Source organism: [Flexibacter] sp. ATCC 35208, from assembly GCF_001975825.1.
Taxonomy (GTDB): domain Bacteria; phylum Bacteroidota; class Bacteroidia; order Chitinophagales; family Chitinophagaceae; genus Chitinophaga.
Window position 1 is genome coordinate 132,175 of sequence record NZ_MTKN01000005.1, and the last position, 16,110, is coordinate 148,284.

General features: G+C 45.3%; 15 protein-coding genes. 8 read left to right on the forward strand and 7 right to left on the reverse strand.

Features of this window, described 5'->3' with window-relative positions:
• Positions 1-15: 15 nt before the first annotated feature.
• The 6 genes from argC to BW716_RS05585 form a co-directional block, all read right to left on the reverse strand.
• On the reverse strand, positions 16-999 hold the full coding sequence (gene argC / locus BW716_RS05560; RefSeq protein WP_083721536.1) for an N-acetyl-gamma-glutamyl-phosphate reductase: 984 nt from the start codon (positions 997-999) through the stop codon (positions 16-18).
• Between the two features lie 6 nt (positions 1,000-1,005).
• On the reverse strand, positions 1,006-2,208 hold the full coding sequence (locus BW716_RS05565; protein ID WP_083721537.1) for an argininosuccinate synthase: 1,203 nt from the start codon (positions 2,206-2,208) through the stop codon (positions 1,006-1,008).
• A gap of 42 nt (positions 2,209-2,250) precedes the next feature.
• Positions 2,251-3,066, reverse strand: coding sequence for a GNAT family N-acetyltransferase (locus BW716_RS05570; RefSeq protein WP_235643498.1), 816 nt, complete (start codon positions 3,064-3,066; stop codon positions 2,251-2,253).
• Positions 3,067-3,576: 510 nt separating this feature from the next.
• The gene (locus BW716_RS05575) at positions 3,577-3,819 is read right to left on the reverse strand and encodes a hypothetical protein (RefSeq protein ID WP_083721539.1); all 243 of its coding nucleotides are present in this window, start codon (positions 3,817-3,819) and stop codon (positions 3,577-3,579) included.
• Complete coding sequence (locus tag BW716_RS05580) at positions 3,816-4,010, reverse strand: hypothetical protein (protein WP_083721540.1); 195 nt, start codon at positions 4,008-4,010, stop codon at positions 3,816-3,818. The genes BW716_RS05575 and BW716_RS05580 overlap by 4 nt, the downstream gene beginning before the upstream one ends.
• Positions 3,982-4,185: a hypothetical protein gene (locus tag BW716_RS05585; protein ID WP_083721541.1), complete on the reverse strand. Its 204-nt coding sequence runs from the start codon at positions 4,183-4,185 to the stop codon at positions 3,982-3,984. The genes BW716_RS05580 and BW716_RS05585 overlap by 29 nt, the downstream gene beginning before the upstream one ends.
• 224 nt (positions 4,186-4,409) lie before the next feature.
• On the opposite strand from BW716_RS05585, the gene BW716_RS05590 reads away from it, so the two are divergent.
• Positions 4,410-5,804 carry a Gfo/Idh/MocA family protein gene (locus BW716_RS05590; RefSeq protein ID WP_083721542.1) on the forward strand — a complete coding sequence of 465 codons (1,395 nt, stop codon included), beginning with the start codon at positions 4,410-4,412 and terminating at the stop codon, positions 5,802-5,804.
• Positions 5,805-5,950: 146 nt separating this feature from the next.
• Here BW716_RS05590 and BW716_RS05595 read toward each other — a convergent pair whose 3' ends face one another.
• Entirely contained in the window at positions 5,951-7,246 is a 1,296-nt protein-coding gene (locus BW716_RS05595) for a sugar MFS transporter (RefSeq protein ID WP_143708726.1), read from the reverse strand.
• Between the two features lie 346 nt (positions 7,247-7,592).
• On the opposite strand from BW716_RS05595, the gene BW716_RS05600 reads away from it, so the two are divergent.
• The 7 genes from BW716_RS05600 (at position 7,593) to BW716_RS05630 (ending at position 15,964) form a co-directional block, all read left to right on the forward strand.
• The gene (locus BW716_RS05600) at positions 7,593-9,245 is read left to right on the forward strand and encodes an MFS transporter (protein ID WP_083721544.1); all 1,653 of its coding nucleotides are present in this window, start codon (positions 7,593-7,595) and stop codon (positions 9,243-9,245) included.
• On the forward strand, positions 9,217-10,182 hold the full coding sequence (locus tag BW716_RS05605; protein WP_083721545.1) for an ROK family protein: 966 nt from the start codon (positions 9,217-9,219) through the stop codon (positions 10,180-10,182). Before BW716_RS05600 ends, BW716_RS05605 begins: the two co-directional genes overlap by 29 nt.
• 32 nt (positions 10,183-10,214) lie before the next feature.
• Positions 10,215-11,270, forward strand: a complete 1,056-nt coding sequence (locus BW716_RS05610) for a N(4)-(beta-N-acetylglucosaminyl)-L-asparaginase (protein WP_083721546.1) — start codon at positions 10,215-10,217, stop codon at positions 11,268-11,270.
• A 3-nt stretch (positions 11,271-11,273) separates the two neighbouring features.
• A complete protein-coding gene (locus BW716_RS05615) occupies positions 11,274-12,011 on the forward strand; it encodes a copper homeostasis protein CutC (RefSeq protein ID WP_083721547.1) in 738 nt (245 codons plus the stop codon).
• A 220-nt stretch (positions 12,012-12,231) separates the two neighbouring features.
• Positions 12,232-14,157 carry a glucosamine-6-phosphate deaminase gene (gene nagB / locus BW716_RS05620; RefSeq protein WP_083721548.1) on the forward strand — a complete coding sequence of 642 codons (1,926 nt, stop codon included), beginning with the start codon at positions 12,232-12,234 and terminating at the stop codon, positions 14,155-14,157.
• 213 nt (positions 14,158-14,370) lie between these two features.
• Entirely contained in the window at positions 14,371-15,273 is a 903-nt protein-coding gene (locus BW716_RS05625) for an SAM-dependent methyltransferase (protein ID WP_083721549.1), read from the forward strand.
• A 4-nt stretch (positions 15,274-15,277) separates the two neighbouring features.
• On the forward strand, positions 15,278-15,964 hold the full coding sequence (locus tag BW716_RS05630; protein ID WP_083721550.1) for a type 1 glutamine amidotransferase: 687 nt from the start codon (positions 15,278-15,280) through the stop codon (positions 15,962-15,964).
• The last annotated feature ends 146 nt before the right edge of the window (positions 15,965-16,110 follow it).

The following is a 16,110-nucleotide window of genomic DNA, read 5'->3' on the forward strand; positions in this document are numbered from 1 at the left end:
GAAGGATCTTAAGATTTAAAATACGATTGATTTCAGCTTCAGTCCTGCAGTTTCATCCAGTCCGTACATGATGTTCATATTCTGAATGGCCTGTCCGGAGGCGCCTTTCACCAGGTTGTCTTCGATAGAGTGGATCACGAGTTTGTTGCCCACTTTCTCTAACTGGATCAGGACCTTGTTGGTGTTTACCACCTGTTTCAGGTCAATCTGTTTATCACTCACGTGTGTGAACGGTGCATCTGCATAATAGTCCTTATACAGCTGCTGTGCTTCTTCGAGTGACAGATCGCTGTTCAGGTACGAAGTGATCCAGATTCCTCTTGGGAAGTCACCTCTTACAGGTACAAAATTGATCTCACCTCCGAAAGAAGGTTGCAACAGCTGTAAGCTTCGTCGTATTTCCTTCAGGTGCTGATGGCTCAGCACTTTGTATGTGCTTACATTGTTGGCTCTCCATGTAAAATGGGAAGTTGCCTGCAGACTTTGTCCGGCACCGGTAGACCCAGTGATACCGGTAGTATGTACTTCCTGCAGTTTACCGGCCTTAGCCAGTGGCAATAGGCCAAGTTGTATAGCTGTGGCAAAGCAGCCCGGGTTGGCGATGTTCTTTGCGCTGGCAATTTTTTCTTTGTTCAGCTCTACGAGACCATAAACGAATTCACGGCCTTTGGCTGTTTCACCGAGTCTGAAATCCTGGCTCAGATCGATGATATTGATGTGTGCAGGGATGTCGTTGTCTTCCACAAATTTCTTTGCTTCGCCATGTCCCAGGCAGAGGAAGATCACATCCACATCGTTGCTGAGTTCACCTGTAAAGGTGAGCTCAGTTTCGCCCAGCAGGTCAGCATGTACGGCATACAAAGGATTGCCGGCATTACTGCGACTGTGTACGAATGATATATTTACGTTGGGATGATTGAGTAAAAGACGGATCATTTCACCGCCACCATAACCTGCGCCGCCTACGATCCCTGCATTTATTTTTTTCTCAGTTGCCATTCTTAATTATTTGCCGCCGTTGGCGCTCTCAGTTACCTGATGCCAGATCATAGTCTGGTTACCGAAGATCTTGCTGAAACCTCTTACATCTTCGCCACTCCAGCCATTATTCATCTCACCGTATTTACCGAATTTGCTGCTCATCAGATCATAAGCAGATTCGATACCAGTTACCTGGAAGCGGTAAGGCTGTAACGTTACAAATACTTCGCCGGTCACATTTTCCTGGCTGTGCTGTAAGAACGCTTCGATGTCGCGCATTACAGGGTCCATGATCTGACCTTCATGCATCCAGTTGCCGTAGAATGCAGCCAGTTGGTCTTTCCAGCTCAGCTGCCATTTTGTAAGCACGTGTTTTTCCAGTGCATGGTGCGCTTTAATAATAATAACAGGCGCGGCAGCTTCAAAGCCTACGCGGCCTTTGATACCGATGATGGTATCACCTACGTGTATATCGCGGCCAATGGCAAATGGGCCTGCTATGGTTTGTAAGTATTGGATGGCTTCGGAAGGATGTGCAAAAGTCTTGTCGTTTACACCAGTCAGTTCACCTTTCACAAATTTCAGTTTCACCTGCTCAGTACCTTCTTTGGTAAGTTGTGTAGGCCATGCTTCTTCAGGCAGGAAACCGTTGGAAGTCAGGGTCTCTTTACCACCTACGGATGTACCCCACATCCCTTTGTTGATGGAGTATGCAGCCTTTTCAAAGTTCATTTCCACACCTTTTTCTTTCAGGTAAGAAATTTCTGCTTCACGGCTCAGTTTCATGTCACGGATCGGGGTGATGATTTCAACCCCTGGGATCATGATATTAAAGATCATATCAAAACGAACCTGGTCGTTACCTGCACCGGTACTACCGTGTGCTACAGCATCTGCACCAACTTCTCTCACGTATTCGCCGATAGCGAGTGCCTGGCTCATACGCTCAGCACTTACACTCAGTGGGTAAGTGTTGTTCTTCAGTACATTTCCGAAGATGAGGTATTTGATTACACTATCATAATAAGAGCGTACTGCATTTACCGTCTTGTGGCTCTTCACACCTAAATTGTAAGCGCGCTTTTCAATTTCCACCAGTTCTTCTTCAGAAAAACCGCCGGTATTCACGATTACAGAATGCACTTCATATCCTTTTTCTTCTGTCAGATATTTAACGCAATAGGAAGTATCGAGTCCTCCGCTAAATCCCAGTACTACTTTTTTCATTTACTTATAGTGATAATGATTGTTGATAATAATATTGTCTATCTATAAAAAATTAAACAGGAAGAATCTTTTCTTGCTCGCAGCAGCAGCGCCGCCGCCGCTTCCTCCCTCTTTTTCTTTACCGCTCTTGAGCAGTACGAATCTTTTATACCGCAGCCAGCGTTCGAACAGTTTGAAGTTGTCAGAGAACTTACGCTTGCGCTGTGAATGCTGGATAGTGCCGTTTGCGGCGACCATCACCTGTGGCTGTATCACTACATTATAATGTTCTGCTGCCGCTGCACGTTTTGCTGCTTCCTCTTTTGCTTTCTCTACAGGATCGTAGAGCATAGCAGTACACAGGCAGTTCTTACGATTCTTGCTGGTCAGCACGTCAAAGTTAACACAACTCCGGCATCCTTTCCAGAACTCTTCGTCGTCAGTCAGTTCTGAGTACGTTACCGGCTCATAGCCCAGCTCGGAATTGATCTTCATCACAGCGAGACCTGTAGTCAGACCAAAGATCTTGGCATCAGGATATTTCTCGCGGGAGAGTTCGAACACTTTATGTTTAATGGCTTTTGCCACACCATGTCCACGGAATGCGGGGTTTACAATCAAACCAGAGTTAGCTACAAACTTCTCATGGCCCCAGGCTTCTACATAGCAAAAACCTACCCATTCACCTTTGTCAGTAACTGCGATCACGGCCTTGCCTTCTTCCATTTTATGCTGTACATATTCTGGAGAACGCTTAGCGATGCCTGTCCCTCTGGCCTTGGCGGAAGCTTCCATCTCGTCGGTAATTGTCTTACCATAATGCTGATCGTCAACGGAGGCTACCCGTACGATAATATTCGGATTTTCCAATCTTGTCAATTGAAAACGTTACAATAAATAAATTGAATCTACTACCCATTTTGAGTGGGGGAAAATACCTTAATGAATTTGTGAGGAGGCATTAAGGTTGCGATAGCGGGCTGGCTAGGCGACACTATCAAATACGAGGTCGTCGGGATAGGTATCTAAAGACATTGAACCCAATGGAGTACTCACCTCCCATTAGGGAAGGGTGAAAAGGAGAAAGGTTATGGGCCGCAAAGTTTTCCAACTTCAGTTCAGCATTAAATTGTTAAAAACTGTCTTTAATTAATCAACCGCAAAGTTATAATATTATTTATTCAATGTGGTCAAAAAATTTTCCGACTTACTGTTAAATTTCCAATGCAAGATTAACAAAAGCCGCGCCAAACAGAGATTTATAGAAAATATATTTTCTCAATCTATATTTCAGCTGATCTACAATGGGTTATGAAAAAGGAGCCCTAAAAAGAGCTCCCTGTGTTCGTAGTTGTGTTAAATTTAATTATTTGCAGCTAGAGGTATAAATCAGCTTTTGGGCGCATTGAACAATTGGACCTCACTCAATACAGGACAGGCTTTGGCTGCTGTGATGGTGATGCGGAGGCCCTTCGTCTCCGTGTCTGGTAATAATAATATACGTTTATGACCAATTGTCGTTTCGTTCGCTATTTCTTTAAATTGACCGTGATCCAGCACTTCTACCCTGAAACTCTTTACACGCTGGCCCAGCGCAATGTACTCCTGCAATAATAAACGGTTGAAAGTCATGGCTTTTTGAAGTTCAGCGTGATCACCGGCGTCAGTGCGGAGTCGGTACTTGCCCAGTAAGTGCCGGCATCGTCATCCACCAGACTGGCAGGTTTTACCTGGGTCCTGGAGCTGGAAGCTGTTACTTTGGCATGCAGGGCCAGGTTCTTTTTAAATACCACCTCACGCATACGACGTGTCTTCAGTTCCATCGCCCCATTCCTTGCCTGTAAAGGTGTTTGGGCCAAAGCTGATAAACATGTAGTTTTCGAGGTCCTGCCACTCCAGCTGTGCTTTCGTAGGCAGAGGGCCGTAAGGGGCAATCTTCTGCGCGTTTGTAGCAGCCAGACAGGTTAACAGCCCGGCTGTAATCAATAATTTTTTCATCGTATTATATCATGGTTTCCGGAGTTAATACCATTGAGAGGAGGATTTCTGCTATTAGTAGAGAAAATAAAGGAAGTCAAAGTTAAAATAGTAGAATTCAACTGTTCCGCCATAAATGAAAAAAATTGCAATTGCAATTCATTTACATTACATTTAACGACCAGCTACACAATACAATACACCATTCAATCATGTTATCGGCAAGAGCAAAACCAAAATGAAACATGAAAAAGCAGCATTTACACCGGAGAACATTTCTCAAAAACACAATGGCCGCCGGAGTCGGCCTTACCTTGCTGGATACTCCTTCCAGGTTATTCGCTAACGTAAAAAAAGAAAAAGTCAGAATGGGCCTCATTGGCGTTGGTGCCAGGGGACAAGGCCACTTAGAGTTATGCTTAAACCGTACAGACGTTGAAGTAGTCGCTATTGCCGATCCTGACACTAACTGGGCAATTCCGGGAGCAAGAAAACTGATTGACAAGATCTACGGCAGTAAAAGGAAAGTAGCAGAGTACACAAACGGACCTGAAGATTTTCACAACTTACTTAAGAGAGATGACATCGACGCAGTGATCATCGCCACTCCATGGGAATGGCATACACCACAGGCAGTAGCTGCTATGAAAGCGGGTAAAACACCTGCAGTAGAAGTATGTGGCGCGACTGATGTTGGAGAATGTTGGCAACTCGTGAATGTGAGCGAAGAAACAGGCGTGCCTGTATTCGCCATGGAAAATGTAAGCTATCGTCGCGATATCATGGCGGTGCTGAACATGGTGAGACAAGGTCTCTTTGGAGAACTGACTCACCTGCAGGGAGGCTACCAACATGATCTGCGGAAAGTAAAGTTCAATGATGGGAAGCAGATTTATGGCGGTGGTGTCGAGTTTGGTGAGAAAGGACTTTCCGAAGCACACTGGCGTACTAATCACAGCGTACACCGTAATGGCGACCTCTATCCTACGCATGGTCTGTGGCCGGTAGCGAATATGATCAATGTGAACAGAGGAAACCGTCTGCTCTCTCTCACATCGGTAGCTACCAAATCACGTGGTCTGCATAAATATATTGTTGACAATAGCAGCGAGAGCCATCCAAATGCAAAGGTGCAATTCAATCTTGGTGATATTGTTACTACTTTGATCCGCACCAGCAATGGAGAAACGATCATGTTGTCGCATGATACGAATTCACCTCGTCCTTATTCTTTGAACTTCCGGGTGCAGGGAACGAATGGTTTGTGGATGGATGATAAAGCAAGTGTGTATGTGGAAGGCAAGAGCCCTTATGATGAGTGGGAAAAAGCAGGTGAGCCGGAAGATGGAGGCAGCTATATGGGTAAATATGATCACCCGCTGTGGAAGAGATATACCAAGAGTTCTGCAGGTGCAGGACATGGAGGAATGGATTGGTATGTGATTAATAGCTTTGTAGAAAGTATAAAGAGAGGAGCGCCTTATGCACAGGATGTGTATGACCTGGCTACGATGTATGCGATAACGCCATTGAGCGAAGCATCGGTAGCAGAGGGAGGGAGTGTACAGTACATACCTGATTTCACGAGAGGGCAATGGATCAATCGAAAACCGATCTTTGCGCTGGATGATCAGTATTAAAACCGGATGATGAATATCTAAAAAGAATGATCAATATTTAAAAAGAAAGCCGCTCAGTGAGCGGCTTTCTTTTTAAAATATATTTCGTAATTGCATAATGGCTTTACCACTCTTGCATACGCAAGTTTGTCTATTAAATCTCTTGTTTACGCTTTCTTCAACCCTACCTTATGCCCACTCAGACCATAATACAGGATGTACAAATAGCAAGGCAGCATTACCACATAAGCAATATGCCTGTCAGAACCCTTTGCAATCGCGCCATAGATCAATGGCAGGATCGCACCACCACAAATCGCCATCACCATGAAAGCCGCACCGATCTTGGTATATTTACCTGCTTTGTTCATTGCCAGCGGCCAGATACCAGGCCACATAAGTGCATGTGATAAGCTAAGCAGAATGATGCAGATAATAGAAGTCCAGCCATGTGTAGCCAACGCACCTATGGAGAGGATCAGCGCCAGTGATGCACAAATGATCAGACCAGTTTTTTGAGAAATTACTTTTGGAATCAGCACGATACCGGAGAGGTAACCAATCGTCAGCGCAATCAGGCTATAAATACCCAGGTTCGTCGCTACCATCTTTTCCAGACCGCTATATTCACCATACAATGCCAGTGAGTCGATCGCTAATACTTCCACCCCCACATAAGCAAAGATACATACTACACCAAGCAGCAAATGCGGAGGAATACCTTTCTTAACACCCGCTTCGTCAGCAGCAGTATCTTCTTCTTCCGTATTGATTTCAGGCAGCTCTGATTTTCTTACCATGAAAGCAAGTGCCAGCAATACCACCGTCATCACCAGGTAAGGTACAACCACACGCTGTGCCAGCGCCTGCAGTTCTGCTTCTCTTGCAGCACCAGTCAGGGTGTTAATCTTTGCGGACAATTCAGTCGCATCACTGAATAACAACTGTACCAGTACGAAGATACCGATCATACCCGCTACCTTGTTACAGATACCCATGATACTGATACGCTGTGCCGCTTTTTCAATTGGTCCAAGGATCGTCACATACGGGTTAGAAGCCGCCTGCAGCAGCGTCAGACCAGTACCTTGTGCAAATAATCCTAACAGGAATAATGGAAAACTACGTGCGTAAGCAGCAGGAATAAAGATCAGGGAACCTACAGCCATGATGAGCAGACCGAGAGACATCCCTTTTGTAAAACCGATCTTCTTCAGGATGGCAGATGACGGAATTGCCATCACCAGGTAACTAATGTAGAAGGCAAAGGTGACGAAAAACACCTCGAAGTCTGATATTTCACAGGCCTGCTTCAAAAAAGGGATCAGCACGCTGTTCAACCAGGTCACAAATCCAAAAATGAAAAATAAAGTGCCGATGATCCCCATAGCTTTGCCATAGTTGGCCTGCTGTTGTGGTTGCATAGGTAAAGGCTCTTTAATAGATGTAGCGGAGTTCCCCATACTGCTGTTTTATATATTATTTAAACACTTTGATTGATATTTGCGAACATACTTAACAATTTCCGCATTTCATAATGAACAACGATAGATTGGCTATTGTTAATAGATGAATGCTAAATTTCCACGCTAAAAGGGTTAAAAAGTATGCTAATCCACCCCTTATTTTGTTTTTTGTCAACTATTAAATGAAATAGATAGATATTTTATACCATATTAGCTAAAACGTTTTTGCATCAGAAAAATCGGGATTTTTTTGATAAAATTTTAGGAATTGTCAAAAAATAATTTATACATTTATCGCTGCAAAGATTACAGTAATTTAACACGTTAACACGTTAGCACGTTTATGGTTCAACAAACAAAGCAAAGTACACATCCCTCTTTCTTTGTACTGATACTTGTATTTTTTTTCTGGGGTTTTGTTGCTGCTTCGAACAGCATATTCATCCCCTTCTGTAAGTCACATTTCCACTTGAATCAGCTGGAATCTCAGCTGATTGACTTCTCGTTCTATGGTGCTTACTTTATCGGCTCCCTGCTGCTGTACTTCCTGTCAGCACTCAGAGGCGTTGATATTCTCAACAAGATCGGTTATCAGAAAGGTATCATCTACGGCCTCCTCATTTCTGTCGTAGGTGCTGTGGCGCTCATTGCCGCAGTTAACATTGGTAGCGGTATGGCTAACACCACCTATGCCTTTTATCTCATTCTGGGCGCATTCTTCATCGTTGCCCTCGGATTCTCGTTACAGCAAACCGCTGCAAACCCTTTTGCCTTCCTCCTGGGAGATCCTGCAAAAGGCGCTCACCGCCTGAACCTGGCTGGTGGTATCAATTCACTTGGTACAACCATCGGTCCACTCATCGTGAGTATTTTGCTCTTCGGTACTGCCAAAGGTTCGGCAAGCGCTGATACTGACATCAGTAAGATCAACACTCTTTACATCCTGCTGATTGTTTTGTTTCTCGTTGCAGCAGTTATCTTCTGGTTCTCGAAAATGCCAAAAGAAACTTCGGACGAGCCTTTTGAGCAATCACCTAAAGCAAGTAAAACACTGGCCGCCATCACCGCATTGTTCGTGCTCATCATGGTGGGTCTGGGCCAGGAGAATAAACTGCCATTCTTCGTGATCGGTATCGTGGGTATCCTCGCAGTCCTCTTCTATGCGAAGATCTCTTCGCAGAAAGGTGCAGATCTCACCTTACAGAAAGGTGGAGAAGGCTGGGGTGCTATGAAATACCCACAGCTGGTACTGGGCATGATCGCCATCTTCGTATATGTAGGCGTGGAAGTTACCATCGCCAGCAATATGGGTGGCCTGCTCGAAACCAAAGGCTTCCTCACTGAAAACGGGCTGACTACCGCCGAAATCGATCCTTATGTATCCCTCTTCTGGGGTAGTATGATGATCGGTCGCTGGACAGGCGCCATCTCCGTATTCAATGTGTCTGAAAGAATGCGCAAAATTCTCTGCGTAATCGTGCCATTTTTCGCTTATGGCCTCGTTTTGGGTGCCAACTACCTGAAAGGTACTGACGTAAGCGTATTGTACCCGTATGCAGGCATTCTGGTGATCCAGATCATAGGTTTCTTTGCTGGTCAGGACAAACCTGCACAAACACTTATGATCTTCGCCATACTCGGTATCGCTGCCAATGCAATTGGTCTGATGACTACCGGTTATGTTTCTCTCTTCAGTTTCATCAGCGGCGGTTTATTCTGCTCCGTTATGTGGCCTTGTATCTTCGCACTTTCCATCGCTGGTCTGGGCAAGTACACTGCACAGGGATCTTCTTTCCTGATCCTGATGATCCTCGGCGGTTCACTCATACCTCCTGTACAGGGTGGTCTTGGAGATGATCCAAACATAGGAACGCATTATTCTTATATAATCCCAGTTATATGCTTTGCATATCTGGCATTCTTTGCATTCAGAGTTAAAACTATTTTAAAATCACAGGGAATAGATTATGAGTCAGCAATTAGCGGTGGGCATTGATATTGGAGGAACCAATACTAAGTTTGGCATAGTAGATCGCAGAGGTAATATTCTGTGTGATGGTCGTATGCTAACGAACCAACACGAAGACGTAGACGCTTTCCTGGACGAATTGCACGGACATCTGTCCGTACTGATCGAACAGGTTGGAGGCATGGACAACATCAGAGGAATTGGCGTAGGAGCTCCTAACGGAAACTTTTATACCGGAAATATTGAATACGCTCCAAACCTTCGCTGGAAGGGAGTAGTTCCATTATCGAAATTGCTGGAAGCTAAATTTGGTGTCCCTGCTGTTTTAACAAATGACGCAAATGCAGCTGCACTGGGTGAATTCATGTACGGTGCTGCCAGGAGTATGAGAGACTTTATCGTTATTACCCTGGGTACAGGTGTAGGTAGCGGTATCGTGGCAAATGGTCAGCTGATCTATGGTCACGACGGTTTTGCCGGCGAACTGGGTCACTGTATCGTGATTCCTGGTGGTCGTTTCCACCCCGGAACCAAGGCACATGGCTCACTCGAAGCATACGCTTCTGCTACTGGTGTGACCAATACTGCACTGGAATTCCTGGAAACACGTCCGAATACACAAAGTCTGTTGCGTGAATTCAAAAAAGAAGAAGTAAATTCAAAAGTAATTTACGAAGCTGCCATGAAGGGCGATCCCCTGGCCATGGAAGTGTATGAGTTCACCGGTAAAGTGCTGGGTGAGGCATTAGCGAACTTCGTCATGTTCTCCAGCCCTGAAGCCATCGTACTGTTCGGTGGTCTGACCAAAGCCGGCGATCTGTTAATGAAACCAGTTCGTGAGCATATGGAAAAGAACCTGCTGCCTATCTTCCAGAATAAGGTAAAGCTGGTATTCTCCGAACTGAAAGAAAGCGATGCTGCTATATTAGGTGCGAGCGCACTGGCATGGGAGATGAAAGATTAATACCAACATAAAGCACTTGTAATTTAAACATTATGCAAGATCGCAGACATTTTTTAAAAGCAGCGGCCCTCGGTGCCGCTGCTTTGTCTTTAGACGGAGTAAAGAGTGCACATGCCGCGCCGTTTGTAAAAAAAGACAGAACGACTAAGCCTATCGTATTATCTACGTGGGATTTTGGCCGTGCCGCTAACCTGGCCGCATGGGAGATTTTGAAGAAAGGTGGTCGCGCACTGGATGCAGTGGAAGCCGGGGTAAAAATACCGGAAGCTGATCCTAACAACCACACCGTAGGTTACAGCGGTTACCCTGACCGTGATGGCCGCGTAACACTGGATGCCTGTATCATGGATGAGAAAGGCAATTGTGGCTCCGTAGCTTCCCTGGAGCACATTGTACATGCTATTTCTGTAGCACGTGCAGTGATGGAAAAAACACCGCATGTGATGCTGGTGGGTGATGGTGCCCTGCAATTCGCACTATCACAGGGTTTTAAAAAGGAAAACCTGCTCACACCCGAGTCTGAAAAGGCATGGAAAGAGTGGCTGAAAAAATCCGAGTATAAGCCCCTCATGAACATTGAAAATTCTTCTTACGGCCAGGGTAATAACCCAACTACCTTTAGCCCGCGCATGCTGCCTGGTAACCAGTATAACCACGATACCATCGGGTTAGTGGCGATCGATGCAAACGGTGATCTATCCGGTGCATGTACCACCAGTGGTATGGCATACAAACTGCATGGCCGTGTGGGTGACTCCCCTATTATCGGTGCTGGTTTGTATGTAGACAATGAAATCGGCGCGGCGACTTCTACAGGTGTAGGTGAAGAAGTGATCCGCATCGTTGGTAGTCACCTGGTAGTAGAACTCATGCGTCAGGGTTATCCACCTGAAAAGGCTTGTAAAGAAGCCGTAGAGCGAATTGTGAAGAAAGGTCCTGAAAGGTCTAAAGGCCTGCAGGTAGGTTTCCTCGCAGTGAACAAAAAAGGAGAACACGGCGCTTATTGCCTGCAGAAAGGCTTCAACTATGCAGTACTTTCTGAGAAAGAAAATAACGTGCTGATTGACGGCAAAAGCTACTATAAATAAGACATGATTACACTTGAAATATGTGCGGGTTCAGTAGCATCCTGTATCGCGGCGCAGGAAGGTGGGGCAAAACGGATAGAACTGTGTGATAACCTGCTGGAAGGCGGTACTACACCCAGCTATGCCACCATCGCACTGGCACGTGAAAAGGTGAATATTGACCTGTATCCTATTATACGCCCACGTGGTGGTGATTTCCTGTACGATGAACTGGAATTTGCCACTATGCAGAAAGATATTCAGCTCTGTAAAGAACTGGGTTGTAATGGCGTGGTAATAGGTTTGCTCACAGCTGATGGCAAGGTAGATGTACCCCGTACAAAAGCACTGGTAGAACTGGCATGGCCCATGGGCGTGACTTTTCACAGAGCTTTCGATATGACGGAAGATCCTTTGCAGGCACTGGAAGATGTGATCAGTACGGGATGTGAGCGTATACTTACTTCCGGCCAACGGAATACTGCGATTGAAGGCGTAGACCTGCTGAAGACATTGGTCGAAAAAGCAGCGGGGCGTATTGCGATTATGGTGGGTTCCGGAGTGAGAGCGAATAATATTGCTACGCTGATTAAAGAGACGAGGGCTACAGAGTTTCATACATCTGCTAAAGGATATAATGAGAGTAGAATGGTGTACAGAAATCCAAATGTGAGTATGGGAGGTATACCGGGAGTACCGGAATATGGTATCTCTCAGACGCAGGTAGATGAGGTGAAAAAAATATTGGAATTAGCTAAATAACAAAAAAGGCTTTTGCAGTTGCAAAAGCCTTTTTTGTTTGAAATTCCGCCCCAATAATATCTTTTTCTCACATTGTAATACAATTCTTTTAAGCGTACCCGGTACATTTATGATTTTTGTCGTTTCTTCTTAAACAAACACAAAAGTTCTATTAGAATAAAGAGATTTTTTTTAATTTTCGGTCTCGTTTTTAAACCGCATCTAATCCAAATTAACAATCATGACGCTAAATCATCAGGAAATTGAACTGATTGACAGTTTCGAACAAATAGCTGTGGATATATATCCTACCGCTAAAGACGGTTCCAAAGCAGTGGCACAGGAAATAGCAGCATTGATCAAAGCAAGACAGGCCGCTAACCAAAAGGTAGTACTAGGCCTGGCTACCGGCTCTACTCCAAAGTATCTTTATGCTGAACTTGTCCGCCTTCACAAAGAGGAGGGCCTGAGTTTCAAAAACGTGATCACTTTCAATCTGGATGAGTACTATCCAATTGAACCAGATGCTCTGCAGAGCTACAACCGGTTCATGAAGGAACAGCTGTTTAACCACATTGACATTCCTGCAGAAAACACACACGTACCAGATGGTACCATTCCAAAGGAAAAAGTGAAAGAATTCGCAGCTCAATATGAAGCAAAAATTGAAGCTGCCGGTGGTATTGACCTGCAAATTCTCGGTATTGGTACAAATGGCCATATCGGGTTCAATGAACCAGGTTCTGCTATCAACTCTCACACCCGCCTCGTAACCCTGGACAACTCAACCAGAATGGCTAACGCATTCGAGTTTTCCAATATGAGCCTGGTACCCCGTCTCGCTGTAACCATGGGCTTAAGTACCATTTTCAAAGCGAAACGTGTAGTACTGCTGGCATGGGGTTCTCATAAATCAAAAATCGTTCAGCGCTCTGTAGAAGGTCATAGCTCTGACCAGGTGCCAGCTTCCCTGCTGCAACAGCACCCTGACTGCAAATTCGTAATCGATGAGCAGGCAGCAGAAGACCTGACCCGCAACAAAGAACCATGGCTGACAGGTGACTGCGAATGGACGCCAAAACTGCGTCGTAAAGCGGTAACCAACCTCGCCCTGAAGCTGAACAAGCCAATCCTGATGTTGACTGACAGGGATTACAATGAAAACGGCTTAAACGACCTGATCGTACAATACGGTTCTGCATATGAATTGAATATCGAAGAGTTCAACGGTCTCCGTGATACCATCACCGGATGGCCAGGCGGTAAGCCAGGTGCACAATTGCCTAGCCACCCTGAACGCTCCGAGCCACTGAAAAAACGTGTGCTGATCTTCTCTCCACACCCTGATGATGACATCATCTCTATGGGTGGTACCTTCATCCGCCTGCACGAACAGGGTCATGATGTACACGTAGGTTACCAGACTTCCGGTAACATCGCTGTTACTGACGAGTTCGTACTGCGTTACATCGACTTCGCAGTAGGCTTTGAAGATATGTTCGGCATCGACCGTAGCAAGAGCTCCCAGGTACTGGCAGATGCGAAAGCATTCCTCGGTAGCAAGAAGCCTTCTCAGAAGGATACTCCTGAAATCCGTGCTATCAAAGGCCTGATCCGCCGTGGTGAAGCAAAAGCTACCTGCCGTTACGTAGGTATTCCTGAAGAAAATATCCACTACAATAACCTGCCTTTCTACGAAACAGGTCTGATAGAGAAAGCACCTGCCAGCCAGGCTGATATCGATATCACCAAAGAACTGATCCGTAAAATTAAACCACACCAGATCTACTGTGCCGGTGACCTCGCGGATCCACATGGTACACACAAGGTATGTCTGGAAATCATCTTCGCTGCGCTGGATCAGCTGAAACACGAAGAGTGGATGAAAGATTGCTGGGTATGGTTGTATAAAGGCGCATGGCAGGAATGGAAGATCAATGAGATCGAAATGGCTGTACCAATGAGCCCTGACCAGGTAAGACAAAAACGCCTGGGTATCTTTATCCACCAGAGCCAGAAGGACGTAGTGCCATTCCAGGGTACTGACAGCCGTGAGTTCTGGGAAAGAGCGGAAGATCGTAATGCGGATACAGCGAACCTGTATGATCAGTTAGGTTTACAGAAGTATGCAGCGATGGAAGCTTTTGTAAGATATCATTTTATGTAAGTATTTGCTTGTTATACGAAAAGGGTGACTGGTTCTCCAGTCACCCTTTTTTATTGGGGTGGGTGGTCGCATGACATTCCCAATTTAATTTTGCACAATTAAATATCAGAATGAAAATATTCTTTACATTTAAAAATCAAAAATTTCAACCAGATCTTGATTCACCCGAATACTAGTATTCCACGATTGTCATTATCCTAAATTGTTATTTATATGAGACTGGTCCTTGCCAGCAGATCCGCCGCTTTCCTGGCCCTATTCCGTGCCATCGCATCTAACAGATTACCCAGCCAACGGCGTTATCTTTTCCATGACCCGTATGCCAAATATTTTCTGCCACCCGCCCTCCGCATGGTGGCTAACTTTTCTGCTCTCCCTGGCCTCAACTACGTCATCAGCAAAATCCTCGATACCCGTTTCGCCGGCGCCCTCACCTCCTGCCTGGCCCGAACGCGGCTCATAGATGTCATGGTACTCGAAACTATCCATAACTACGGTATCAATCAACTCATTATCTTCGGCGCAGGCTACGATTGCCGCATTCACCGCCTCGATTTCAACCCCAAAGACCAGAAACCCAAAGTACAGTTTGTCGAAATCGATCATCCCTACCTTCAGGATGCCAAAAGAGAGGTACTCGAAAACCTGAAAAACAAACCCAAAGAATTTATTGACTATATCCCTGTAGATTTCAGCAATCAACAGCTGGAAACCACCATCCCTCACCACCTGTTCAAAGAACATTACAAGACATTACTGATCTGGGAAGGTGTGACAAATTCACTCACAATTCCAATTGCTGATAAGCTCTTCCAATATTTCAGTAAATTTACAAGCGGCACCAGGATCATATTCATCTACATCGATGAAAAAGTCCTTACCCATACCCAATCTTTCTTAGGCACAGCGATTTCGCCCAAAGAGTTACGCCAGCAACAGGAATTCTGGAATTTTGGAATGGACCCCTCCAAAATGAAACAATTCCTTGTAGGTTATAATATGGAACTGTTGTACGACGTTGATGCTGATACCTACAGGCATACGTCCTTTGGTAAAAGCGCTGACAAAATGAATGGATTGGAATACTATCGGGTAGTAATGGCCGTTGTAAAATAACGTTATGCATATACAAATCTTCATGCACGTGCCCTTTGAAGGCCCGGGATGTATTATTGACTGGATTAACTCCAATACTCACGAAGTTACCTACACACACTGGTACAACCACCCTAACCCTCCGGCTGTAACTGATTTTGATTTTTTGATTGTAATGGGAGGGCCTATGGGCATTCATGATGAAAGCGAATATCCGTGGCTGGCTGTAGAAAAAGCTATTATCAGACAAGCGATTCTGGACAATAAACCCGTATTGGGTATCTGCCTGGGGGCACAGCTGATTGCACATGTATTAGGCGCAAAAGTGTATGCCAATGAACAGCGCGAAATCGGTTGGTACCCTGTGCAATTCAGCCCGTATTCTCCGGTCAAAGTTCTGCCGCAGGAGGCAATGGTGTTTCACTGGCATGGGGATACTTTTGATTTGCCAGCAGGCGCCGGTGGGTTTGCGGCTTCCGCAGCGACACCGAATCAGGCATTTGTGTATAAGGAGAAGGTGATAGCGTTGCAGTTTCATTTTGAAGTAACGCAGGAGAGCCTGGAAAGTATGTTGCAGCATGGAGAGGAGGAATTGGTGGCGGCGCCTTATGTGCAGGAGCGATCATTGATACTGGATCTGGCAGAGTTTATTCCGGAAAATAATGAGTTGATGTATGGGGTCCTGGATTATTTGGCGGGAGTTAAGTATTGAATGAATAAATTACCCAAAAGGACATTTTCGTAGATGCCGATTATATTTGAAAGATCGCTGACGGAGTAATTTAGGGAAATGGCGATTGAATCTGAGGGATTTCTTTTCTGTAAGTAGCTATTGAATTAAATGACTATTGCCTGAAT